Annotated in this window: 21 protein-coding genes; 14 read left to right on the top strand and 7 right to left on the bottom strand. The window is 60.0% G+C overall.

The annotated features are described in order from the left end of the window. Positions 1–8: 8 nt before the first annotated feature. Both AC1RQB_RS01955 and AC1RQB_RS01950 read left to right on the top strand, forming a co-directional pair. The gene (locus tag AC1RQB_RS01955) at positions 9–890 is read left to right on the top strand and encodes an ABC transporter permease subunit (RefSeq protein WP_177319477.1); all 882 of its coding nucleotides are present in this window, start codon (positions 9–11) and stop codon (positions 888–890) included. Continuing rightward, complete coding sequence (locus AC1RQB_RS01950) at positions 887–1,777, top strand: ABC transporter permease subunit (protein WP_007897694.1); 891 nt, start codon at positions 887–889, stop codon at positions 1,775–1,777. Before AC1RQB_RS01955 ends, AC1RQB_RS01950 begins: the two co-directional genes overlap by 4 nt. 226 nt (positions 1,778–2,003) lie before the next feature. On the opposite strand, the gene AC1RQB_RS01945 is transcribed toward AC1RQB_RS01950, so the two are convergent. Beyond that, on the bottom strand, positions 2,004–4,415 hold the full coding sequence (locus AC1RQB_RS01945) for a penicillin acylase family protein (RefSeq protein ID WP_063342209.1): 2,412 nt from the start codon (positions 4,413–4,415) through the stop codon (positions 2,004–2,006). A gap of 103 nt (positions 4,416–4,518) precedes the next feature. Then, positions 4,519–5,097, bottom strand: a complete 579-nt coding sequence (locus AC1RQB_RS01940; protein ID WP_063342210.1) for a DUF6436 domain-containing protein — start codon at positions 5,095–5,097, stop codon at positions 4,519–4,521. 97 nt (positions 5,098–5,194) lie between these two features. Between AC1RQB_RS01940 and bipL the strand changes: the two genes are divergently transcribed. Continuing rightward, entirely contained in the window at positions 5,195–6,148 is a 954-nt protein-coding gene (gene bipL / locus AC1RQB_RS01935) for a phospholipase BipL (protein WP_063342211.1), read from the top strand. A gap of 123 nt (positions 6,149–6,271) precedes the next feature. Here the strand turns inward: bipL and AC1RQB_RS01930 are convergent, their stop codons facing one another. Continuing rightward, a complete protein-coding gene (locus AC1RQB_RS01930; protein WP_063342212.1) occupies positions 6,272–7,024 on the bottom strand; it encodes a DUF2059 domain-containing protein in 753 nt (250 codons plus the stop codon). Positions 7,025–7,157: 133 nt separating this feature from the next. Here AC1RQB_RS01930 and AC1RQB_RS01925 point away from each other — a divergent pair, with 133 nt between their 5' ends. Together AC1RQB_RS01925 and AC1RQB_RS01920 are read left to right on the top strand one after the other, a co-directional pair. Further along, positions 7,158–7,790 carry a 2OG-Fe(II) oxygenase gene (locus AC1RQB_RS01925; protein WP_063342213.1) on the top strand — a complete coding sequence of 211 codons (633 nt, stop codon included), beginning with the start codon at positions 7,158–7,160 and terminating at the stop codon, positions 7,788–7,790. A gap of 2 nt (positions 7,791–7,792) precedes the next feature. Further along, positions 7,793–8,278 (top strand): 2-thiouracil desulfurase family protein, encoded by a 486-nt coding sequence (locus AC1RQB_RS01920; protein ID WP_063342214.1) that lies wholly within the window; start codon positions 7,793–7,795, stop codon positions 8,276–8,278. Positions 8,279–8,407: 129 nt separating this feature from the next. Here AC1RQB_RS01920 and AC1RQB_RS01915 read toward each other — a convergent pair whose 3' ends face one another. After that, the gene (locus AC1RQB_RS01915) at positions 8,408–8,995 is read right to left on the bottom strand and encodes a transporter substrate-binding domain-containing protein (protein ID WP_063342215.1); all 588 of its coding nucleotides are present in this window, start codon (positions 8,993–8,995) and stop codon (positions 8,408–8,410) included. Positions 8,996–9,130: 135 nt separating this feature from the next. Here AC1RQB_RS01915 and AC1RQB_RS01910 point away from each other — a divergent pair, with 135 nt between their 5' ends. After that, entirely contained in the window at positions 9,131–9,556 is a 426-nt protein-coding gene (locus tag AC1RQB_RS01910) for a DUF4399 domain-containing protein (protein ID WP_063342216.1), read from the top strand. Between the two features lie 63 nt (positions 9,557–9,619). Here the strand turns inward: AC1RQB_RS01910 and serA are convergent, their stop codons facing one another. Next, positions 9,620–10,849 carry a phosphoglycerate dehydrogenase gene (gene serA / locus AC1RQB_RS01905; protein WP_007897715.1) on the bottom strand — a complete coding sequence of 410 codons (1,230 nt, stop codon included), beginning with the start codon at positions 10,847–10,849 and terminating at the stop codon, positions 9,620–9,622. 204 nt (positions 10,850–11,053) lie between these two features. Between serA and AC1RQB_RS01900 the strand changes: the two genes are divergently transcribed. The 4 genes from AC1RQB_RS01900 (at position 11,054) to AC1RQB_RS01885 (ending at position 15,360) form a co-directional block, all read left to right on the top strand. Next, entirely contained in the window at positions 11,054–12,448 is a 1,395-nt protein-coding gene (locus AC1RQB_RS01900; protein ID WP_063342217.1) for an FAD-binding oxidoreductase, read from the top strand. A gap of 35 nt (positions 12,449–12,483) precedes the next feature. After that, complete coding sequence (locus tag AC1RQB_RS01895) at positions 12,484–13,149, top strand: fumarylacetoacetate hydrolase family protein (protein ID WP_008007329.1); 666 nt, start codon at positions 12,484–12,486, stop codon at positions 13,147–13,149. Between the two features lie 266 nt (positions 13,150–13,415). Then, the gene (locus AC1RQB_RS01890) at positions 13,416–14,345 is read left to right on the top strand and encodes an SdiA-regulated domain-containing protein (RefSeq protein WP_063342218.1); all 930 of its coding nucleotides are present in this window, start codon (positions 13,416–13,418) and stop codon (positions 14,343–14,345) included. Positions 14,346–14,442: 97 nt separating this feature from the next. Then, positions 14,443–15,360: an SdiA-regulated domain-containing protein gene (locus AC1RQB_RS01885; RefSeq protein WP_063342219.1), complete on the top strand. Its 918-nt coding sequence runs from the start codon at positions 14,443–14,445 to the stop codon at positions 15,358–15,360. A gap of 143 nt (positions 15,361–15,503) precedes the next feature. Here AC1RQB_RS01885 and rpiA read toward each other — a convergent pair whose 3' ends face one another. Continuing rightward, a complete protein-coding gene (gene rpiA / locus AC1RQB_RS01880; RefSeq protein ID WP_063342220.1) occupies positions 15,504–16,178 on the bottom strand; it encodes a ribose-5-phosphate isomerase RpiA in 675 nt (224 codons plus the stop codon). Positions 16,179–16,454: 276 nt separating this feature from the next. Between rpiA and ilvA the strand changes: the two genes are divergently transcribed. Next, complete coding sequence (ilvA, locus tag AC1RQB_RS01875) at positions 16,455–17,969, top strand: threonine ammonia-lyase, biosynthetic (protein WP_008068014.1); 1,515 nt, start codon at positions 16,455–16,457, stop codon at positions 17,967–17,969. A gap of 39 nt (positions 17,970–18,008) precedes the next feature. Then, entirely contained in the window at positions 18,009–18,434 is a 426-nt protein-coding gene (locus AC1RQB_RS01870; RefSeq protein WP_008068016.1) for a DUF2269 domain-containing protein, read from the top strand. Between the two features lie 121 nt (positions 18,435–18,555). On the opposite strand, the gene AC1RQB_RS01865 is transcribed toward AC1RQB_RS01870, so the two are convergent. Beyond that, complete coding sequence (locus AC1RQB_RS01865; protein WP_063342221.1) at positions 18,556–19,212, bottom strand: histidinol-phosphatase; 657 nt, start codon at positions 19,210–19,212, stop codon at positions 18,556–18,558. A 143-nt stretch (positions 19,213–19,355) separates the two neighbouring features. Between AC1RQB_RS01865 and AC1RQB_RS01860 the strand changes: the two genes are divergently transcribed. Then, on the top strand, positions 19,356–19,835 hold the full coding sequence (locus AC1RQB_RS01860) for an RNA pyrophosphohydrolase (protein ID WP_007897732.1): 480 nt from the start codon (positions 19,356–19,358) through the stop codon (positions 19,833–19,835). A 22-nt stretch (positions 19,836–19,857) separates the two neighbouring features. Further along, positions 19,858–22,137: a phosphoenolpyruvate--protein phosphotransferase gene (gene ptsP, locus AC1RQB_RS01855; protein WP_008068020.1), complete on the top strand. Its 2,280-nt coding sequence runs from the start codon at positions 19,858–19,860 to the stop codon at positions 22,135–22,137. Positions 22,138–22,235: the final 98 nt, after the last annotated feature.

Below are 22,235 nucleotides of genomic sequence, written 5' to 3'. Positions count from 1 at the left end.
ATCGAATAATTCCCGGTGGCCGTCAGCTGGTCATCGGGGTTCCGTTCATTTGGCTGTTCATGTTCTTCATGTTGCCGTTCTTCATCGTCTTGAAGATCAGCTTCGCCGAAGCCGACGTGGCCATTCCGCCGTATACCGAGATCTACAGCTTCATCGACCAGAAGCTCCAGGTGCTGCTTAACCTGAGCAACTACGCGATGCTGGGCGATGACGAGTTGTACATCGCCGCTTACCTCGGCTCGTTGAAGATGGCGCTGATCAGCACCGTCCTCTGCCTGTTGATCGGCTACCCGATGGCCTACGCCATTGCCAGTGCCCGCAAAGAACTGCAGACGGTGCTGGTGTTGCTGATCATGATGCCGACCTGGACCGCGATCCTGATCCGCGTGTATGCGTGGATGGGTATCCTCAGCAACAACGGCCTGCTTAACGGCTTTTTGATGAGCATGGGCTGGATCGACGAGCCGCTGCAAATCCTCAACACCAACCTCGCGGTTTACATCGGGGTCGTTTACTCCTATCTGCCGTTCATGATCCTGCCGCTCTACGCCAACCTGGTCAAACACGACACCAGCCTGCTGGAGGCCGCGTCGGACCTCGGTTCGAGCACCTTCAACAGTTTCTGGAAGATCACCGTGCCGCTGTCGAAAAACGGCATCATCGCAGGCTGCATGCTGGTGTTCATCCCGGTGGTGGGTGAGTTCGTGATCCCGGAACTGCTCGGCGGTCCGGAAACCCTGATGATCGGTAAAGTGCTCTGGCAAGAGTTCTTCAACAACCGTGACTGGCCAGTGGCGTCAGCGCTTGCGGTGGTGATGCTGGCGATCCTGATTGTGCCGATCATTCTGTTCAACCGTAGTCAGGCCAAAGAAATGGAGGGCAAGGAATGAAGCGCTTCCGTTTCTCAAGTTTCATGCTGGTAGCGGGTTTGCTGTTCATCTACGCGCCGATGCTGATCCTGGTGATCTACTCGTTCAACGCCTCCAAACTGGTGACGGTGTGGGGCGGCTGGTCGATCAAGTGGTACGTGGGGTTGATGGACAACACCCAACTGATGGGCTCGGTGGTGCGCTCGCTGGAAATCGCCTGCTACACCGCGATTGCAGCAGTGGCACTGGGGACGCTGGCGGCGTTCGTGCTGACGCGTATCACCCACTTCAAGGGCCGCACGCTGTTCGGTGGTCTGGTCACCGCGCCGTTGGTGATGCCGGAAGTGATCACCGGCCTGTCGCTGTTGCTGCTGTTCGTGGCCATGGCGCAGATGATCGGTTGGCCGCAGGAACGCGGCATCGTCACCATCTGGATCGCCCACACCACGTTCTGTGCGGCGTATGTGGCGGTGGTGGTGTCGGCGCGCTTGCGTGAGCTGGACCTGTCCATCGAAGAGGCGGCCATGGACCTGGGCGCGCGGCCGTGGAAGGTGTTCTTCCTGATCACCATTCCGATGATCGCGCCGTCGCTGGCGGCGGGCGGGATGATGTCGTTCGCCTTGTCGCTGGATGACCTGGTGCTGGCGAGCTTTGTGTCCGGTCCGGGTTCCACGACCCTGCCGATGGAAGTGTTCTCGGCGGTGCGCCTGGGCGTGAAGCCTGAGATCAATGCCGTGGCCAGCCTGATTTTGCTGGCGGTGTCGCTAGTGACGTTCCTGGTCTGGTACTTCAGCCGTCGTGCCGAAGAGATTCGCAAGCGTGCGATCCAGCAAGCCATCGAAGAAGGCGCCGCCGATTCCTGGAAACAACCGGACGTGCGCCGGGCGCAGGCGCCGGAAGCAGCTTGAGCTTGATGCCGGGTTGACCACGCATGTGTGGCCAACCCAAATCCATTGTGGGAGCGGGCTTGCTCGCGAAGACGGACTGACATTCAACATCCATGTTGACTGACCCACCGCTTTCGCAAGCAAGCCCGCTCCCACAGCGGTCGGTGTGAAGCAACAATCTTGTGATCACCACAAAACCTGTGGAAGCAGGCTTGCGCGTGATGACGTCAGTTAAACCAACAGAAATCTATTGCCCTGAACGCGCTGGCAGCAGCTTCAACGTGCTACGGGTATTGGCCGTCACTTCTTCATCATTGAAATGCGCCTGGTAGTAAACCCCTTCGATATACGCCTCGGCCTGGTCGGCATAGTGACTGTCGAACGGCACACCGCTCTGGCCGACCGGGTTGATGGTCAGGCTGTGGGCCGGATCGGCGAAGTCGATCAACCGTCGGGTTGACGGGCCATAGGTCACAGGCCACGGCGCCGGGCCGATCTTGGCCGAGAGGTTGTTCGGCACTTCGTGGGTGCCGGGCGCCGCGAATGGCCCGACGTTGAAGATGCGGTCCAGCGGTTTCTGCATCCCTAGCGGATGGCCGTGAGTCAAGGTGTGCGCCTTGCCCCACTTCCACTGCGCGAAATCGGCACCCAGGGTGGTTTTGAGGTGGGCCATGCTCGCTTGCCAGGCCACCTTGACCGTATCGGCGCGGGTTTCCTTGCCGGGGGTGTTGCGGTTGTCCCACCACGGTGAGTCGGCGGAGGCCGCCAGCCGCGGCAGTGCGGCATCGATCACCCGGGTCGGCAGCAGCGTTTCGAAGAAGTCGTTGCCCAGTTCATCGCGCATCGCCGCGTCGGTAAGGTTGAACAAGAACTGGTTGAACAGTGTGGCACTGATGGAGTCCAGCGGATAATCGCCGCTCCACTGCGCCAGTTGTTCCACCAGTTTGAGCTCGGCGGGATCGCTCACCCCTTCACGCAGTACCGGTAGCAATGGCACCAGCAAGCGCGGACCGTAGTCGGTAGTGGTGCCCAGTTGCAGCTTCTGGCTGGACTCGTTGTCCCACTTCACATTCTTGTCGCTGAGCTGGCGATTGAGCTGCTGACCACGATCGGCAAGGTTGTAGTAACCGGGAATCTCCATGCCGGTCGGCGACACCGGTTGGAAGTTGGCCGAGACGATATAGCCCCGCGCCGGGTTCTCTTCCTGTGGGTTGGCGCTGAACGGGTAAAAACCTTCCTTGTCCGCCTGAGGGGTGCTGCCGTCGAGGATGAAACCGGGCTTCACCCCGGCCGGGCGCTTGGGCAGCAGCGCCGAGGCCCACCAACCGATGTCGCCCTTGGCGTTGGCGTAGACGATGTTCAGCCCCGGTGCCTGAACCTTGGCCGACGCGGCGCGGGCCTTGGCCAGGGTGTCGGCGCGGTTGAGCTGGTAGAAGCCGTCGAGGATCGGATTCGGCGTCTCGAGGAAGGCCCACCACATGGCGACCGGTGTCTTGCCGGCGGCGGTGCCGAGCGCATCGTTGATGATCGGGCCGTGGGGCGACTGGCGCAGGGTAAGCGTGACCGGTGACTGGCCTTTCACGGCGATCTGTTGTTCGCTGTTGATCATGTCGACCCACTGGCCGCGATACCAGACCTGGTTCGGGTTGTCCGGGTTGACCTTCTCGGCGATCAGGTCCAGATCGTCGTTCTGGAACATCGTCAGGCTCCAGCCGAAGTCCAGGTTGTGGCCAAGAAACGCAAATGGCACCAGCGCCTGATGGTAGCCATACAGCTCGAAACCCGGCGCTGACAGATGCGCTTCGTACCACACCGACGGCACCGAGAAGCGAATGTGCGGGTCGCCGGCCAGCAGAGGCTTGCCGCTTTTACTGTGGTTGCCGGAAATCACCCAGGCATTGCTGCCTTCGAATTGCGGCAGGCCATTGTCGGCCAGGGCTTGCTCACTCAAGCGGGCGAGGGCGTTCAGCCCCTTCCAGTCATTGGCGGTGAGGGTCGGCGCAGGGTTGGCGCGCCCTTTGGCCAATACGCCCTTGGGCTGCCAGTCGAGATCGAAGATGTTCAGGTACTCGGCGCCCAGTTGGTCACGCACGTAAGTCAGCAAGGGTTCGGTGCGAAACGCCGCGGCAAAGCTGTAGGCCATGTAGCCGGCGATGCTGATGCTGTCTTCGGCAGTGAAAGGGCGCTTGGGGATCCCCAGCACGTCGAACTCGGCGGGCGCCGCGTGGCTGTCCTGATATTGATTGATGCCGTCCAGATAGGCTTGCAGGGCCTTCCATGCCGGCGACTGACGATCCAGCGCGGCAACATAACTTTCAGCCCGCTCGCGGATACGCAGGCTGCGAAACAGTTTGTCGGTGTCGATCAGTTTCGGGCCGAGGACTTCGGCCAGCTCACCACGGGCCAGGCGCCGCATGGCTTCCATCTGGAACAGTCGGTCCTGGGCATGCACATAGCCAAGGGCGCGGTAGAGGTCGGTTTCGTTTTCGGCGCGGATATGCGGCACGCCGCGCTCGTCGTAGCGCACGGTCACCGAACCTTGCAGGTGCTGCAGTTTCACCTGGCCCTGGCGCGTCGGTTGCTTGCTGTACACATACCAGCCGCCCCCGGCGGCGAATACGACGATCAGCAAGGCAAGTACGGTCAGGACGCGTTTCATGGTGACTCCTTGTTCTTTCGGGATTGCCGCCCGTGGGGGCTGCAAACGTGTAGCACAGACCTCCTGTGCCGGGCATCGCGGTCCTGGAAAAGTCAGGAATGCCTTACTTCACCTCAGCAGGCCACGGGCAGTAGCAACCCACCGCCAGTGTGTGGGTGGCGTTCACCGCCCGGCCTTCATTCAGCGCTTGCAGAATGGGCTCGATAAAGCTGTTGCTCGAATTGCAGGTCAGGCCTTCGCTGTACGGCCCGAAATACGCCAGCTTGCCACTGCGGTCCCAGATCGCCACCGCCGGGCTGGCAGGGATCTGTTCGGAACCTGGCAAGACAGTGATGGTTTTAAGGCGACTCAACGTGCCGGGCAATTGACCGTGGCTGCCGGTCTTTTGGACCGCATAGAACTCGACGCCCTGCGGTACATACTGCTCGACCAGTTCGGTCAGGTGTTGTTGGTTGCCGACATTGCACGGGCAGGCCGGGTCCCAGAAATGCACCAGGCGAATGGCGCCGGGGCCGGCAAGTTCGTCTGGCAGGCGCAATGGGTCGCCGGAGAACACCGCAGTGTGCGAGCTGAAGGCGCGCAAGTAGCGCCCCTGAAACCAGTCGTAGGCGGCCCATAGCACGCCGACACACACAAGGGCGAGCAGGCTGGCAAGCAGTGTGGTGCGGTAGACCGGACGCATGGGTTTCAATCCTCGAAGGTCGGCTAGCTTGCCATGCTTGCCGCGACAGATGAATATCGCAGGCCCATAAAGTCCGTTTCGCGCTCTGGAATAGCCCATGTCTGCCACTTTCGACCCCGATCATTTGCGTGCCAGCCTGCGGCCATTGGCCGAGTGGCAGCCGCTGTCGACCGAGGCCATGGCCTATCAGCATTTTTATGGGCTGGATTTCCCCCGGCGAAACCTGCGCAGTGGCCTGGGGCGTTTCGAGGTCGATGGCTATGAAGTGGTCAGCCAGCTCTGGTGGCCCGAGCGGGCGAAGGCGACGCTGTTTTTGTTTCACGGTTTCTACGATCACACCGGACTCTATCGGCATGTGATCGAGTGGGCGCTGGACCAGGGTTTTGCGGTGATCGCCTGTGACCTGCCGGGGCATGGCTTGTCCAGTGGCGAACGGGCGAGCATCAAGGACTTCGCCGAGTATCAGAGCGCGCTGCAAGGGCTGTTGGCCGAGGCGCAATCGCTGGGCCTTCCGCAGCCCTGGCACCTGTGCGGGCAAAGCACCGGCGGGGCGATCGTGATCGATCATGTGCTCAATCAGGGTGCGAGCAGTCCGGCCCAAGGGCAAGTGATTCTGCTGTCGCCACTGGTTCGGCCGCGAGCCTGGGGCTGGTCGCAGCTCAGCTATTACCTGCTCAAACCGTTCGTAAAAGGCATCGCCCGGCGTTTCAGCGAGAACTCCAACGACCCCGACTTCCTGACGTTCCTGCAAGCGGATCCGCTGCAGCCGCTGCGTCTGCCGACGGCCTGGGTCGGTGCGCTGGGGCGGTGGATCAAGCGTATCGAAGCGGCACCAAGCAGCCCACGGCGGCCGCTGATCGTGCAGGGACAGGCGGACATGACGGTGGATTGGAAGCACAACCTTGATGTATTGCGAGGTAAGTTCGATCGACCGCAGGTGCTGATGCTGCCTGAGGCGCGGCATCATCTGGCGAATGAGTCAGCGGGATTGCGGCAGGAGTATTTCGGGTTTTTGAGCAAGCGGATGAAGGGCCGAAATCTTCAGCGGTAGTCAGGGCCCCATCGCGGGCAAGCCCGCTCCCACAGGTATCTGCTTTGACCGAAGGATTTGTGAACGACACCGATCACTGTGGGAGCGGGCTTGCCCGCGATGGCGATCTGGCTGACGCCAAAATTACTGGGCAAGGCTCGACGTACTCTGCCCCACCGCCAACCCCGCCCGAATCGCCGCCAATGCCGCTTGGTAGTAAGCCTTGCCTTCAGTGGACTCGGCGAATGTGGCGAATTCTTCCAGCTCGTCATCCGACAGGTCGCGATAGACATACAGCAGCGTATTGTTCAGGTCAGCGCCGATCTGCTCCATCAGGCGCTGGCGCTGGCCGTTCAGCATGCCTTGTGCCTGACCGCCACCGAGCAGGCCGGGGATCATCGAGCTCAGGCTGTCGGCCGCCACGCCCGCTATTGCCAGGCTGACTTCAGCGCCGGCCTCGCGGGCAGGCAGGGCTTGGGCCAGGTGACCAATGATCAGCTGACGGGTATCGCTGGCCTGCATTTTCGGCAAGCCCTTGGCGTTTTTCGCCAATTGATCGCGACGGGTCGCCAGCAGTTCGGCGGCGACGATTTTCTTGCCCAGGGGCGATTGGAAGAAGATCAATGCAGGTTTCGGATCGGCTAGCTTTTTGCGCAGCTGCGCTTCGGCACGCTGGTCCATGGCCTTGGGGGCGAAACGCTGATTACTGTTGTTGACCAGGGCCTGAAACACCGCTGGCGGCAGGCTGTTCTGGTAACGCTGCTGAGCGGCAGAGAGAGCATCGCTGAAATGCGCGCGTTGTTCTGGCCAACCGGCGACCTTGTACAACTGGTCGTGGCCGTCCGCCCAGGCGGGCAAAACACAGAACATCAGCAGTGAGAAAAGCAAACGGCGCATAGGGACTCCTGTCAGCAGGCGACTATTCTCCGTGCGGCATTCGCACTTGTCGAGAATTCGTATCAGGTTGCGCGCCTTATCCGACCAATACTCCGCTGCGCGGCTCTGTCGGATTTGCGGGCACAGGAATACTATGCGCGCCATGCAAATATCCTCTGATCATCCGCTGCTGTTACGTATCGTCGACGACCTGGCTGAGCGCGGCTGGTCGCAGCAGACTATTTTCCTGCCTCTGGATCTGACCCGGGCGCTGGCGGCCGAGTGCCGCAAACGTGCCGCCGAGGGTGAGCTCGCCCCGGCCGCCGTCGGGCGCGGGCCGTTTTCGGAGATCCGCGAGGGCATTCGTGGCGACCATATCCAGTGGCTCGAACCCGGTCAGGTCGAGGCCTGCGACAGTTATCTGGGGTTGATGAACAGCCTGCGTGAGGCGATGAATCGCAGTTTGTTTCTGGGCCTGGAAGATTTCGAAAGCCATTTCGCCCTCTACCCGCCTGGCGCTTTCTACCTCAAGCATGTCGACCGTTTCCGCGACGACGACCGGCGCATGGTCTCGGCGGTGATCTACCTCAATGACGGCTGGCTGCCCGAGCATGGCGGTCAGTTGCGCATGTACCTGGACGAAGGCGTCGAACACGATGTGGTGCCCACCGGCGGATGCCTGGTGGTGTTCCTGTCGGGCGAAGTTCCCCACGAAGTCCTGCCCGCGACCCGAGATCGCCTGTCGTTGACGGGCTGGTTCCGCCGTCGTGGCAACGAGCCGTTCTGATCATGCAAAAGATTCTGGTAAGCCGCTGTTTGCTCGGTCACCGCGTCCGTTACGACGGCGGCGCCAGTGGGCCGTTCAATCTGTTGGAGCAGTGGATTGCCGAAGGCCGGGTGGTGCCGTTGTGCCCGGAAGTTGCCGGTGGTTTGCCGACGCCAAGGGCCGCGGCGGAGATTCCGGGCGGGCAGGGCGGTGAAGTGCTTGATGGCCTTGCATCGGTCATCACCACCGAGGGCGAGGACGTCAGTGCCGAGTTTCTTTCGGGGGCTTGTCAGGCGCTGGAGCTGGTGCAACAGCACGGCATCCGTATCGCCGTGCTCAAGGCCAACAGCCCGTCTTGCGGGAATCTGTTGACCTATGACGGGACGTTCAGCGGCGTGAAGGTCAATGGCGAGGGTGTCACTGCGGCATTGCTCAAGCGCCATGGCGTGCAGGTGTTCAGTGAGCTGGAGTTGGCCGAAGCGGCGCAGGCACTGGCAACCCTCGACTAACGACCCTGCACAAATCCCTGTGGGAGCGGGCTTGCCCGCGATGAGGCCATAACATTCAACATCGATGTAGAAAGTTAAACCGCCATCGCGGGCAAGCCCGCTCCCACAGGGTTACTCGTCAACCTTGAATCAGGGTTTCGGCACCACACTCGCATCCGCTCCGAACCATTTCTGCTCCAGCGCCTCCAGCCGGCCATCAGCCTTGATCCGCTGCAAGGCGTTTTCCAGGCTGGCGTGAAACGCCGGGTTACCCTTCTGAAACGGAATCGCCAGGCTCACAGCCGGGGCGGCTTTCGGCTTTTCCTCCGTCAGCGACTGCACCAACAGGATCGATCGCGGTTGCTCTTCTTTCTGCGCGATCAACTGCGCATTGGTGTGAATGTAAGGTTCGCTGAAGTCGAAACGATCCTTCAGGTCCGGAGTCGGTGCTACGTGATTGATGGCGACGTCGTATTTGCCGCTTTCGACGCCGGTCAACAGATCGTCGGAATCGGTGACGACGAAGTCGGCCCGCACATCCAGCTCATCGGCCAGCAGTTGACCCAACTCGACTTCGAAGCCGGTCAGTTTGTCGTCATCCTTGAAATTGAAGGGCGGTGTATTAGCCTCAAGGGCAATGCGCAATTCGCCACGGTCGTTTACATCGTCAATCAGTTCGGCATGAGCCAAAGGGCTCAAAAGGGGTAGCAGGCAGATCAGGCCAGGCAAAAAGCGCATGGTCACTCCTTTGAATTCATTTATCGCGACGCGCTGTTCAGGCTCGCTTTGCTATGGTTGTCGTGTGCCTTCGACAACGAATGGCCGTGAAGTTGTCACGGTCGAGCGAATTTTACGGAAAAACTGGAGAAGAGAATGAAAAGCTTTATGTCACGTGCAGCGTTGGCTGGCCTGTTGCTGGGTGCATCGATGCTGGCAACGGCTGCTACACCGGCTCCCAAAGGTGCAGAAGTGTTCATCGTTTCTCCTGCGGACGGAGCCACGGTTCCGCAAACTGTCGTTGTCAAGTTCGCTGTCGAGAACATTGCGCTGGCTCCGGCGGGCGATGTCACCAAGAACACCGGCCATCACCATTTGCTGATCGATGTCGATAAGCTCCCAGCCGCTGGCGCCCCGATTCCGAATGATGCCAACCATTTGCACTTTGGCAAGGCGCAGACCCAGGCTGAAGTAAAGCTGGCGCCGGGCAAACACACCTTGCAGCTGGAGCTGGGTGATAGCGGCCACATGCCGTTCGATCCGCCAATCGTGTCGGAGAAAATCACCGTCAACGTTAAGTAACATTGGTCACGCCCATGAAAAAGGAGACCCGAAGGTCTCCTTTTTTTGTCGCTCAAGTAGCGATCAGAACAACACGCGGCAACGAATGGTGCCGTTGATGTGCTGCAGCTTCTCTTGCGCCATTTCCGAGTATTCGGCATCGACGTCGATCACGACGTAGCCGACTTTCTCGTTGGTCTGCAGGAACTGACCGGAAATGTTGATGCCGTTTTCGGCGAAGACCTTGTTGATCTCGCTCATCACACCCGGAATGTTCTCGTGGATGTGCAGCAGACGGTGCTTGCCAGGGTGAGCCGGCAGGGCCACTTCCGGGAAGTTCACGGACGATACCGACGTACCGTTGTCGCTGTACTTGACCAGTTTTTCCGCCACTTCCAGACCGATGTTGGCTTGCGCCTCAGCAGTGGAACCACCGATGTGCGGGGTCAGGATCACATTGTCCAGGCCGCGCAGCGGGCTTTCGAACTCTTCTTCGTTGGAGCGCGGCTCCACCGGGAATACGTCGATGGCCGCGCCGATCAGGTGCTTGTCCTTGATCGCGTCCGCCAGGGCGTCCAGTTCAACAACAGTGCCGCGAGCAGCGTTGATCAGAATGCCGCCCTTCTTGATGGCGCGGATTTCCTTCTCGCCGATCATCCACTGGGTGGCTGCGGTTTCCGGAACGTGCAGGGTGACGATGTCGGACATGCCCAGCAGCTCGTGCAGGTTGCCGACCTGGGTGGCGTTACCCAGTGGCAGCTTGGTCACGGTGTCGTAGAAGTACACCTGCATCCCCAGGCCTTCAGCCAGAACCGACAGCTGAGTACCGATCGAGCCGTAACCGACGATGCCCAGCTTCTTGCCACGGATCTCGAAGGAGTTGGCTGCGCTCTTGATCCAGCCGCCGCGGTGGCAGGAAGCGTTCTTCTCAGGGATGCCGCGCAGCAACAGGATCGCCTCGGCCAATACCAGCTCGGCTACGGAGCGAGTGTTGGAGTACGGCGCGTTGAATACCGCGATGCCGCGTTCGCGAGCCGCGTTGAGGTCGACCTGGTTGGTGCCGATGCAGAAACAGCCGACAGCCACCAGTTTCTTCGCGTGATCGAAGATCTCTTCGGTCAGCTGAGTGCGGGAGCGAATGCCGATGAAGTGCGCATCAGCGATCTTTTCCTTGAGCTGGGCTTCCGGCAGAGAACCTGTGAGGTACTCGATGCTGGTGTAGCCCGCCGCCTTGAGGACGTCGACAGCCGATTGGTGGACGCCTTCGAGAAGAAGGAACTTGATCTTGCTCTTATCGAGAGAAGTCTTGCTCATCTGCGTAAACCTGTATCCCGGAGAAAAATGGCAGGAAATGGTCAACAGATGCTGACCCGGACGGCAAGAAAGCCGTCGCCGCAGGACAGCCGTTGGGCACTATGCTGCGGGGTCGATATGCTAGCATATGCACCCCGCTAAACACTCATTCCTGCGACGTGAAGCGTTCTCAGGATGACCATGAATTGTTCGAGAGTTCTGTCGATGACCGATCCTGCGCTGATTGATGAGCTGAAGACCCTGGTTGAGCCTGGCAAGGTCCTGACCGACGCCGACTCCCTGAATGCTTACGGTAAGGATTGGACCAAGCATTTCGCCCCGGCCCCGACCGCCATCGTGTTTCCCAAGACGACCGAGCAGGTCCAGGCCATCGTCCGTTGGGCCAATGAACACAAGGTTGCGCTGGTGCCGTCTGGCGGTCGTACCGGGCTTTCGGCTGCGGCCGTGGCAGCCAATGGCGAAGTGGTCGTGTCCTTCGACTACATGAACCAGATCCTCGACGTGAACCTGACTGACCGCACGGCCGTTTGTCAGCCGGGCGTGGTCACCGAGCAACTGCAGAACAAGGCCGAAGAGCACGGTTTGTACTACCCAGTGGATTTCGCTTCGGCAGGTTCCAGCCAGATTGGCGGCAACATCGGCACCAATGCCGGCGGGATCAAGGTGATTCGCTACGGCATGACCCGCAACTGGGTGGCCGGCATGAAAGTCGTCACCGGTAAGGGCGATCTGCTGGAGCTGAATAAAGATCTGATCAAGAACGCCACCGGCTACGACCTGCGTCAGCTGTTCATCGGTGCCGAAGGCACGCTGGGTTTTGTGGTCGAGGCCACCATGCGTCTGGACCGTGCGCCGAAAAACCTCACCGCGATGGTCCTCGGCACTGCCGATTTCGATTCGATCATGCCGGTATTGCACGCGTTCCAGAGCAAGCTTGACCTGACTGCCTTCGAATTCTTCTCCGATAAAGCCTTGGCCAAGGTTATGGCGCGCGGTGACGTACCAGCGCCGTTCGAATCCGATTGCCCGTTCTACGCGCTGCTGGAATTCGAAGCGACCACCGAAGAAGTGGCCAATCATGCCCTGGAAACCTTCGAGCACTGCGTCGAGCAAGGCTGGGTACTGGACGGCGTGATGAGCCAGAGCGAAACCCAGTTGCAGAACCTTTGGAAGTTGCGCGAGTACATCTCCGAAACCATCTCCCACTGGACGCCGTACAAGAACGACATTTCGGTCACTGTGTCGAAAGTCCCGGCGTTCCTGAAAGAAATCGACGCGATCGTCGGCGAACATTACCCGGATTTCGAAATCGTCTGGTTCGGCCACATCGGCGACGGCAACCTGCATTTGAACATCCTCAAGCCGGACAACCTGAGCAAGGACGAGTTCTTCGCCAAATGCGCGACCGTCAACAAGTGGGTGTTCGAAACCGTGGAGAAGTACAACGGTTCGATTTCCGCCGAACATGGCGTGGGCATGACCAAGCGTGATTACTTGACCTACAGTCGCTCGCCGGTTGAGATCGAGTACATGAAAGCCGTCAAAGCGGTGTTCGACCCGAACGGCATCATGAACCCGGGCAAGATTTTCGCTGTTTGACTTGGAATTTAAGCACTACGAAACAGGAGTCGGTAATGAGCTATCAGCACCAGTATGTCGACGGTACGCGTATTCATTTCCCGTTGGGGAAAGTGGTGTGCATCGGCCGTAACTACGCCGAACACGCCAAGGAACTGGACAACCCGGTGCCGACCGAGCCACTGCTGTTTATCAAGCCGGGCAGTTGCGTGGTGCCGCTGGAAGGCGGTTTCAGTATTCCGACCGAACGTGGCTCGGTGCATTACGAAGCGGAAATCGCCGTGTTGATCGGCAAGCCACTGTCGACCAAGCCGAGCCGTGAAGAAGTACTGGATGCCATCTCCGGCATCGCCCCTGCTCTGGACTTGACCCTGCGCGACAAACAGGCCGAGCTGAAAGCCAAGGGCCTGCCGTGGGAAATCGCCAAGTCCTTCGACGGCGCGGCAGTGATTGCGCCGTTCGTGGCTGGCAGCACCTTCGCCGACCTGACCGACATCGGTATCCGCCTGACCATCAATGGTGAAGTGCGCCAGGATGGCAACAGCAAGGACATGCTGAATCCGATTGTGCCGATGATCCAGTACATGGCCGGCTGCTTCTCGCTGCAGGCCGGTGACGTGATCCTCACCGGTACGCCGGTGGGTGTTGGCCCGCTGAATGTCGGTGACGAACTGGTGCTCGAACTGCCAGGCGCCAGCCGCTTCACCAGCAGCGTGCGCTGACCCAACACAAAACCCTGTGTGGGAGCGGGCTTGCTCGCGATGAGGCCATGACAGTCAACATTGATGTTGAATGTCAGACCGCCATCGCGGGCAAGCCCGCTCCCACAATGGTTTCTAGTGGTCGCAAGTTTCTGTGTCCACGCAGGGCAATCCCGCCATTTCCCGTTTTTTTCACATACTGTCCGGATAATTCCGGGGCTTCTGGCGTCTGAGCCAGTCCCAATGTGCTATTACCCATAGCCTGAATTTCTGGAACACATCCCTGCATGGCCACCCAACCGCTGTCCAAGCTGAAAACTGCCCGCCGCTCGCGCTTTGTCATGCGTTGGTATTCCTGGCTTTTGCTGGTAGCGGCTGCTGTGTATGGCCTCGTGTTTGCGATGCACTGGGATGATCGCGGCGTGCTCTGGGTGATGGAGCGTTTCGAAAGCCCGGCCGAGCGAAAAGAGAGTATCTGGCTGCCGGATTACCGGGCGGTGATCGACGCCAAGTTGCTGCCGGGCATGGAGAAGGACGAAGCGTCAGATGTTTCTTATGACCCGCAGACCAAAACCCTGTTTGCGGTGATGGGCAAGAACCCGTTCCTGGTCGAGCTGACGTTGCAGGGCGATGTGTTGCGCAAGATGCCGCTGGTGGGTTGGGGCAACCCGGAAGCGGTAGCGGTCATGGGCAACGGTTTGCTGGCAATTACCGATGAGCGCAAACACCTGCTTTCCATCGTCAAGGTCGATGCCGATACCCGGGAACTGAATATCGCCAGTTTCCCGAAATACGACCTGGGCCCGTCGGAAAACCAGAATAAGGCCTTCGAGGCGATCGTTTGGGATGCGCGTAACCAGCAACTGCTGCTGGGCGAAGAGCGTCCGCCGGCGCTGTTCAGCTGGAAAAGCGATGGCAGCCAAATCCTCAAGGGCGACAAGCAAAAGCTGTCCAGCGACGAACTGGATATCCGCAACCTGTCGGCCTTGGCCATCGATCCGCGCACCGGCCATACCTTGGTGCTGTCCGCCGACTCTCACTTGTTGCTGGAATTGGACGAAAAAGGCGAGCAGGTCAGTTTCATGACTCTGCTGGGTGGTTTCAATGGTCTGAAAAAAACCATTCCCCGTGCCGAAGGCGTGACGATGGACGAAGCGGGCACGCTGTACATTGTGAGTGAGCCGAACCTGTTCTATCGCTTCGAAAAACAACCGTAGGAGTTCGGCAATTGTCGTCAAAGGCCATTGGCCATTAAGCTTGAATTCATACTGCCGTGGTATTTCATCCACCCGTCTTGTTTCCGAGCCCGCCTGAATGCGCCGACTTGCCCGTCCCAAACCCCTGATACTGATCCTGTCGGTCATTGCGCTGATCATGCTGGTTGCCGTCGGCCAATACCTGCGCCTGTTCGAGCGCACCTGGTTCAATATGCAGACGTTATGGCAGCCGATGAATGCCCAGTCGATTGGCCTGGATCAATATCAGGTTACGGTCGAGGCGCGAGTCATTGAGGGGCTGGACGACGATGTTTCGGCGCTGACCTTCGATCCCGTGCGCAAAAGCCTGTTCACGGTTACCAACAAAAATGCCGAACTGATCGAATTGTCCCTGGAAGGCAAAATCCTGCGGCGTGTGGCACTGATCGGGTTTGGCGACCCGGAGGCGGTGGAGTTCATCAGCGCTGACACTTACGTGATCACCGACGAGCGCCAGCAACGGTTGATCAAGATTCATCTGGAGGCGGACACGACGTTCCTTGATGCCGCCGACGCTGAACAGATCACCCTCGGCGTGCATATGCGTGGCAATAAGGGTTTCGAAGGGTTGGCCTATGACTCGGTGGGCAAGCGCTTGTTCGTTGCCAAGGAGCGCGACCCGATGCTGATCTACGAAGTGCAGGGCTTCCCGCACTACAACCCGGAGAAGTCCTACGCAGTGCATGTGGTGAACAACCCCAAGCGCGATGCCGGGATGTTCGTGCGAGACCTGTCGAGCCTGCAGTATGACGAGCGCAGCGGCCATTTGCTGGCGCTGTCCGATGAGTCGCGACTGATTCTGGAGCTGGACGTTGACGGGCGACCGCTGACCACCCTGTCACTGAGCAAGGGCCGTCAGGGATTGCAGAAGACTGTACCGCAAGCGGAAGGCATCGCCATGGACGATGACGGCACCCTGTACCTCGTCAGCGAGCCAAATCTGTTCTACGTGTTCAAAAAACCACCGCAAAACTAACCAACACCGCAAAACACTGTGGGAGCGGGCTTGCCCGCGATGGCGGCCTTTCAGTCAACATCAATGTTGAATGTTACGGCCTCATCGCGGGCAAGCCCGCTCCCACAGGTATTTCATTTGCCCATAAATCCGGGCGATTTCGCTTACTCGGCGCGCAGGGTTTTCACGCCTTCACTCGTGCCCAACAGCAGCAAATCGGCCGGGCGGGTTGCGAACAATCCGTTGGTGACCACGCCGACGATGGCATTGATCTGTGTTTCCAGCTCCACCGGGTTGGTGATCTGCATGTTGAACACGTCGAGGATGATGTTGCCGTTGTCGGTCAGCACGCCTTCACGATAGACCGGGTCGCCGCCGAGCTTCACCAGTTGGCGGGCCACGTGGCTGCGGGCCATCGGGATCACTTCCACCGGCAGCGGGAACGCACCAAGCACCGGCACCAGTTTGCTGGCGTCGGCGATGCAGATGAAGGTCTTGGCCACGGCCGCAACAATCTTCTCGCGGGTCAGGGCCGCGCCGCCGCCCTTGATCAGGTTCAGGTGCGCGTCGCTTTCATCGGCGCCATCGACGTAGAACTCCAGGTCGCTGACGGTATTGAGCTCATACACCGGAATGCCGTGGCCCTTGAGGCGGGCGGCGGTGGCTTCGGAGCTGGCGACCGCGCCATCGAACGCGCCTTTGTGCTTGGCCAGGGCATCGATGAAGCAATTGGCGGTGGAGCCGGTGCCGACCCCGACGATGCTCTTGTCGTCGAGTGTCGGAAGGATGAAGTCGACGGCGGCCTGAGCCACTGCCTGTTTGAGTTGATCCTGGGTCATGCGGGCTCCGAAGTGCCGAAGAGGGGACGAAAGGCCGGCATTATAGGCCTCGCGATGGGGAAGGTCATTGCCCGATTGGCGGGTCAAATGCACGCGCCAGACAACTGATTAACTGTAGGAGCGAGGCTTGCCCGCGAAGAGGTCGTCACATCCAGCATAAATATTGGCAGTAAGATCGCTTTCGCGGGCAAGCCTCGCTCCTACAAGTGTGGTCGCCCGCCCAAAAGCCGGGTTAGACTCCTTGGCCCTGCCCAACCCGCTCAGTGATGCTTTCCGATGCTCGAACAGTACGTCAAAAAGATCCTCACCTCGCGCGTTTATGACGTTGCCGTAGAAACCCCATTGCAGACTGCCCGCCAGCTCTCCGAGCGGCTGGGCAACGATATCTGGCTCAAGCGTGAAGACTTGCAGCCGGTGTTTTCGTTCAAGATTCGCGGCGCCTATAACAAGCTGACGCAACTGAGCGATGAAGAGCGCGCTCGCGGCGTGGTCACCGCGTCGGCGGGCAACCATGCGCAAGGCCTGGCCCTGGCGGCCAAGGTTCTGGGCGTGAAAGCGACCATCGTGATGCCCAAGACCACCCCGGAAATCAAGGTCGAAGGTGTGCGCTCGCGTGGCGGTAAAGTGGTGCTGCACGGGGATTCGTTCCCGGAAGCCCTGGCCTACTCGCTGAAACTGGTCGACGAAAAAGGCTACGTCTACATTCACCCTTACGATGACCCCCACACCATTGCCGGGCAGGGCACGGTGGCCATGGAGATTCTGCGCCAGCACCCGGGGCGTCTGGATGCGATCTTCGTTCCGGTGGGCGGCGGCGGGCTGATCGCCGGGATTGCGGCGTACGTGAAATACCTGCGCCCGGACATCAAAATCATCGGCGTCGAACCGGATGACTCCAACTGCCTGCAAGCCGCCATGGCCGCTGGCGAACGCGTGGTTTTGCCGACTGTGGGTCTCTTCGCTGATGGCGTCGCCGTGGCGCAGATTGGTCAGCACACATTCGATATCTGCAAAGACTACGTAGACGAAGTGATCACTGTCAGCACCGACGAGATCTGTGCGGCAATCAAGGATATCTACGACGATACCCGCTCGATCACTGAGCCTGCCGGCGCCTTGGGCGTGGCCGGGATCAAGAAGTATGTCGAGCAGCGCGGTGTCACCGGTCACACCTTCGTGGCCATCGATTCCGGCGCCAACGTCAACTTCGACCGCTTGCGCCACGTGGCCGAACGCGCTGAACTGGGCGAGGGTCGCGAAGCCATCATCGCCGTGACCATCCCCGAGAAACCGGGCAGCTTCAAGGCGTTCTGCGAAGCCATCGGCAAGCGCCAGATCACCGAATTCAACTACCGCTACAACACCGGCAGCGAAGCGCACATCTTTGTCGGCGTGCAGACGCATCCGGAAAACGACCCGCGCAGTGCGCTGCTCGCCAGTCTCTCCGAGCAGGGTTTCCCGGTGCTCGACCTGACCGACAACGAACTGGCCAAGTTGCACATCCGCCATATGGTTGGCGGACGTGCTGTCCATGTGGTCGATGAAGTGGTGCTGCGCTTCGAGTTTCCGGAGCGTCCGGGTGCGTTGTTCAACTTCCTCAACAAGCTCGGCGGGCGCTGGAACATTTCGATGTTCCACTACCGCAACCATGGCGCCGCCGATGGCCGTGTAGTCGCGGGCCTGCAAGTGCCGCACGACGAGCGTCATCTGGTACCGGCCGCGCTGGAAGAAATCGGCTACCCGTACTGGGACGAAAGCGACAACCCGGCCTATCAGCTGTTTCTCGGCTGAGCGGCTACGCTGATCGGCAGGCCATAAGGAAATCGAACAATGGAAACGTTAACCGCCCTCAAAATCGCTCATAGCGTGGCGACGGTGTTGCTGTTGATCAGCGCACTGGGGTTGGCGATCTGGGTCTGGCGCGCCCGCCGTAACGGCGACGCGAGCGCTCACACTCGTACTTTGCAACGACCGCTGGTGTTCATCTGGCTATTGATGGGGCTGGCACTGTTGAGCATGCCGTTCACCGGTTGGTGGATGGTGCATCTGGTGGGCTGGCCGTTGGGGCAGACCTGGCTGCTGGCTTCCAGTGTGCTCTACACCGTGGCGGCGTTGGGCTGGTTCTGGCTGGTGGTGCGGCTGAATCGGCTGCGCACTGTTCCGGGAGGCAATGGCAAGTTTACCTTCGCCCTCGCATTGTTCAGCGTTGTCTGCTTTATCGCCATTGCGGGGTTGATGGGGGCCAAGCCGGTTTAGGGCTTTGGACCGAGTCGGCCCCTTCGCGAGCAAGCCCGCTCCCACAAGGTTCTGCTGTGTGACATAGATAGCATTTGCAGCAGAGATCCCTGTGGGAGCGGGCTTGCCCGCGATGGCGATCTCAATCGCGCAGCGAAATCACCGGCCAACCCCGCTTCTCGGCCTCGGCCCGCAGATTCGGATCCGGATCAACAGCAATCGGATTCGCCACCTGTTCCAGCAACGACAAGTCATTCATCGAATCGCTGTAGAAATAGCTGTCTTCCAGGTTATGGCCGGTTTCGTCCAGCCAACGATTCAACCGCGTCACCTTGCCTTCGCGAAAGCACGGGACATCAGTGCTGCGTCCGGTGTAACGGCCGTCGATCATTTCGCATTCGGTGGCGATCAGGGTCTCAACGCCTAAACGTGTGGCAATCGGCCCGGTCACAAAGCGGTTGGTGGCGGTGATGATCACCAGTTTGTCGCCGGCCTCACGGTGTTTGGCCAGCAGTTCGATGCCTTTGGGCAGCACGATCGGTTCGATGCAGTCGCGCATGTAGTCCAGGTGCCATTGATCCAGCGTGGCCATCTCGGTGCGGCCGAGCACTTCCAGGCAGAAGTTCAGGTACGCGTCGTTATCCAGCTTGCCGGCCAGGTAATCCTGATAGAACTCGTCGTTGCGTGCCTTGTAGGCGACGGCGTCGAGGAAACCGCGTTCGCACAGATAGTCGCCCCAGGCGTGGTCACTGTCACCGCCCAGAAGCGTGTTGTCCAAGTCGAATAAAGCCAGCCGCATTACAGTTACTCGCTGAAAAGTCTGTAGAAAGGTGTCCAGAATACGGACTTTTCACAAGAGTGCACATAAGGTAGGTCGGCTCGTTGCTGCTTTCACAACCTTTGTGGAACAATGCGACGACATGCGTTTGCGAGGTTGTTGCCGTGATCGACCCCGATGGTTTCCGCCCCAATGTCGGGATCATTCTGACGAATGATGCCGGCCAGGTGCTATGGGCTCGCCGTATCAATCAAGATGCCTGGCAGTTTCCACAGGGAGGGATCAACCCCCAGGAGACGCCGGAAGACGCCTTGTACCGCGAGTTGAACGAAGAAGTGGGCCTGGAGCGCGAAGATGTTGAAATACTCGCCTGCACCCGGGGCTGGTTGCGCTATCGTTTGCCGCAACGTCTGGTCAGGACGCATAGCCAACCGCTGTGCATCGGCCAGAAGCAGAAATGGTTTCTCCTGCGCCTGATCTCCAACGAGCAGCGGGTGCGGATGGATTTGACCGGTAAACCGGAATTCGATGGCTGGCGTTGGGTCAGTTATTGGTATCCGTTGGGCCAGGTGGTGACATTCAAGCGCGAGGTTTATCGCCGCGCTCTCAAAGAGCTTGCCCCGCGCCTTTTAGCGCGCGACTGACGACGGAGTTCGACCCCGAGCCATGCTCAATACGCTGCGCAAGATCGTCCAGGAAGTTAACTCCGCCAAGGATCTCAAGGCGGCGTTGGGGATTATTGTGTTGCGCGTCAAAGAGGCCATGGGCAGCCAGGTCTGCTCGGTCTACTTGCTTGACCCCGAGACCAATCGCTTCGTGCTGATGGCCACCGAGGGCTTGAACAAGCGCTCGATCGGCAAAGTCAGCATGGCACCCAACGAAGGTCTGGTCGGCCTGGTCGGCACGCGTGAAGAACCCCTGAACCTCGAAAACGCCGCGGATCACCCGCGCTACCGTTACTTCGCCGAGACCGGTGAAGAGCGCTACGCCTCGTTCCTCGGGGCGCCGATCATTCACCACCGTCGCGTTGTCGGCGTGTTGGTCATTCAGCAAAAAGAACGCCGTCAGTTCGATGAAGGTGAAGAAGCCTTCCTCGTGACCATGAGCGCGCAACTTGCCGGCGTTATCGCCCACGCCGAGGCCACCGGTTCGATCCGTGGCCTGGGTCGGCAGGGCAAAGGTATCCAGGAAGCAAAGTTCGTCGGTGTACCGGGTTCGCCGGGCGCGGCGGTCGGAACCGCGGTCGTCATGCTGCCACCGGCCGATCTGGATGTGGTGCCGGACAAGACCATCACCGACATCAACGCGGAACTTGGCCTGTTCAAGACCGCCATCGAAGGTGTGCGCGCCGACATGCGTGCCTTGTCCGCCAAGCTGGCGACCCAGCTGCGGCCTGAAGAGCGGGCGCTGTTCGACGTTTACCTGATGATGCTCGACGATGCTTCGCTCGGCAGCGAAATCACCACGGTGATCAAGACCGGTCAGTGGGCTCAGGGCGCGTTGCGTCAGGTGGTCACCGAACACGTCAACCGATTCGAATTGATGGACGACGCCTACTTGCGTGAGCGCGCCTCGGACGTCAAGGATCTCGGGCGGCGCTTGCTGGCTTACCTGCAGGAAGAGCGGCAGCAGACGCTGGTCTACCCCGACAACACCATTCTGGTCAGCGAAGAACTGACGCCGGCGATGCTCGGCGAGGTGCCGGAAGGCAAGCTGGTGGGTCTGGTGTCGGTACTCGGTTCCGGCAACTCTCACGTGGCGATCCTGGCGCGCGCCATGGGTATTCCGACGGTGATGGGCCTGGTCGACTTGCCGTACTCCAAGGTCGACGGCATCCAGATGATCGTCGACGGCTACCACGGTGAGGTCTATACCAACCCCAGTGACGTGCTGCGCAAGCAGTTCGCCGAGGTGGTCGAGGAAGAGAAACAGCTGGCCCTCGGGCTGGATGCATTGCGGGACTTGCCGTGTGTAACGGTCGACGGCCACCGCATGCCGCTGTGGGTCAACACCGGTCTGCTGGCGGACGTGGCGCGGGCGCAGAAGCGCGGTGCCGAAGGCGTGGGGCTGTACCGCACCGAAGTGCCGTTCATGATCAACCAGCGCTTCCCGAGCGAAAAGGAGCAGCTGGCAATCTATCGCGAGCAGCTCGCCGCGTTCCATCCGCAACCGGTGACCATGCGCAGCCTGGACATCGGCGGCGACAAGGCGCTGTCGTACTTCCCGATCAAGGAAGACAACCCGTTCCTCGGCTGGCGCGGCATTCGTGTGACCCTCGACCATCCGGAAATCTTCCTGGTGCAGACCCGCGCCATGCTCAAGGCCAGCGAAGGCCTGAACAACCTGCGTATTCTGCTGCCGATGATTTCCGGCATCCATGAACTGGAAGAAGCCCTGCACCTGATTCATCGGGCCTGGGGCGAAGTCCGCGACGAAGGCACCGACGTGCCGATGCCGCCGGTTGGCGTGATGATCGAGATTCCGGCGGCGGTGTATCAGACCAGGGAACTGGCGCGACAAGTGGACTTCCTGTCGGTCGGCTCCAACGACCTGACCCAGTACCTGCTGGCCGTGGACCGCAACAACCCGCGGGTGGCCGATCTCTACGACTACCTGCACCCGGCAGTGTTGCAAGCCTTGCAGAACGTGGTGCGTGATGCTCATGCCGAAGGCAAGCCCGTAAGTATCTGCGGCGAAATGGCCGGTGACCCGGCGGCGGCAGTGTTGTTGATGGCGATGGGCTTCGACAGCCTGTCGATGAACGCCACCAACTTGCCGAAAGTGAAGTGGATGCTGCGTCAGATCAACCTGAGCAAGGCCAAGGAGTTGCTGGCTGAGCTGATGACCATCGACAACCCGCAAGTTATCCACAGCTCGCTGCAACTGGCGCTGAAGAACCTTGGGTTGGCGCGGATGATTAATCCGGCTTCGGTCAAGACCCTTTAAAAGGCTGATGGCCCCATCGCAGCATCGGTATCTACACATCTCCCGATCCTGGTCTATAAAAGGACGGCATGGATATCAAATGACCGGGCTAGATGCCC

This window comes from Pseudomonas sp. GW822-FHT02E03 (genome assembly GCF_058802325.1).
The sequence above is the reverse complement of the archived record's forward strand: the minus strand, read 5'-3'. Positions and strand labels throughout refer to the sequence as shown.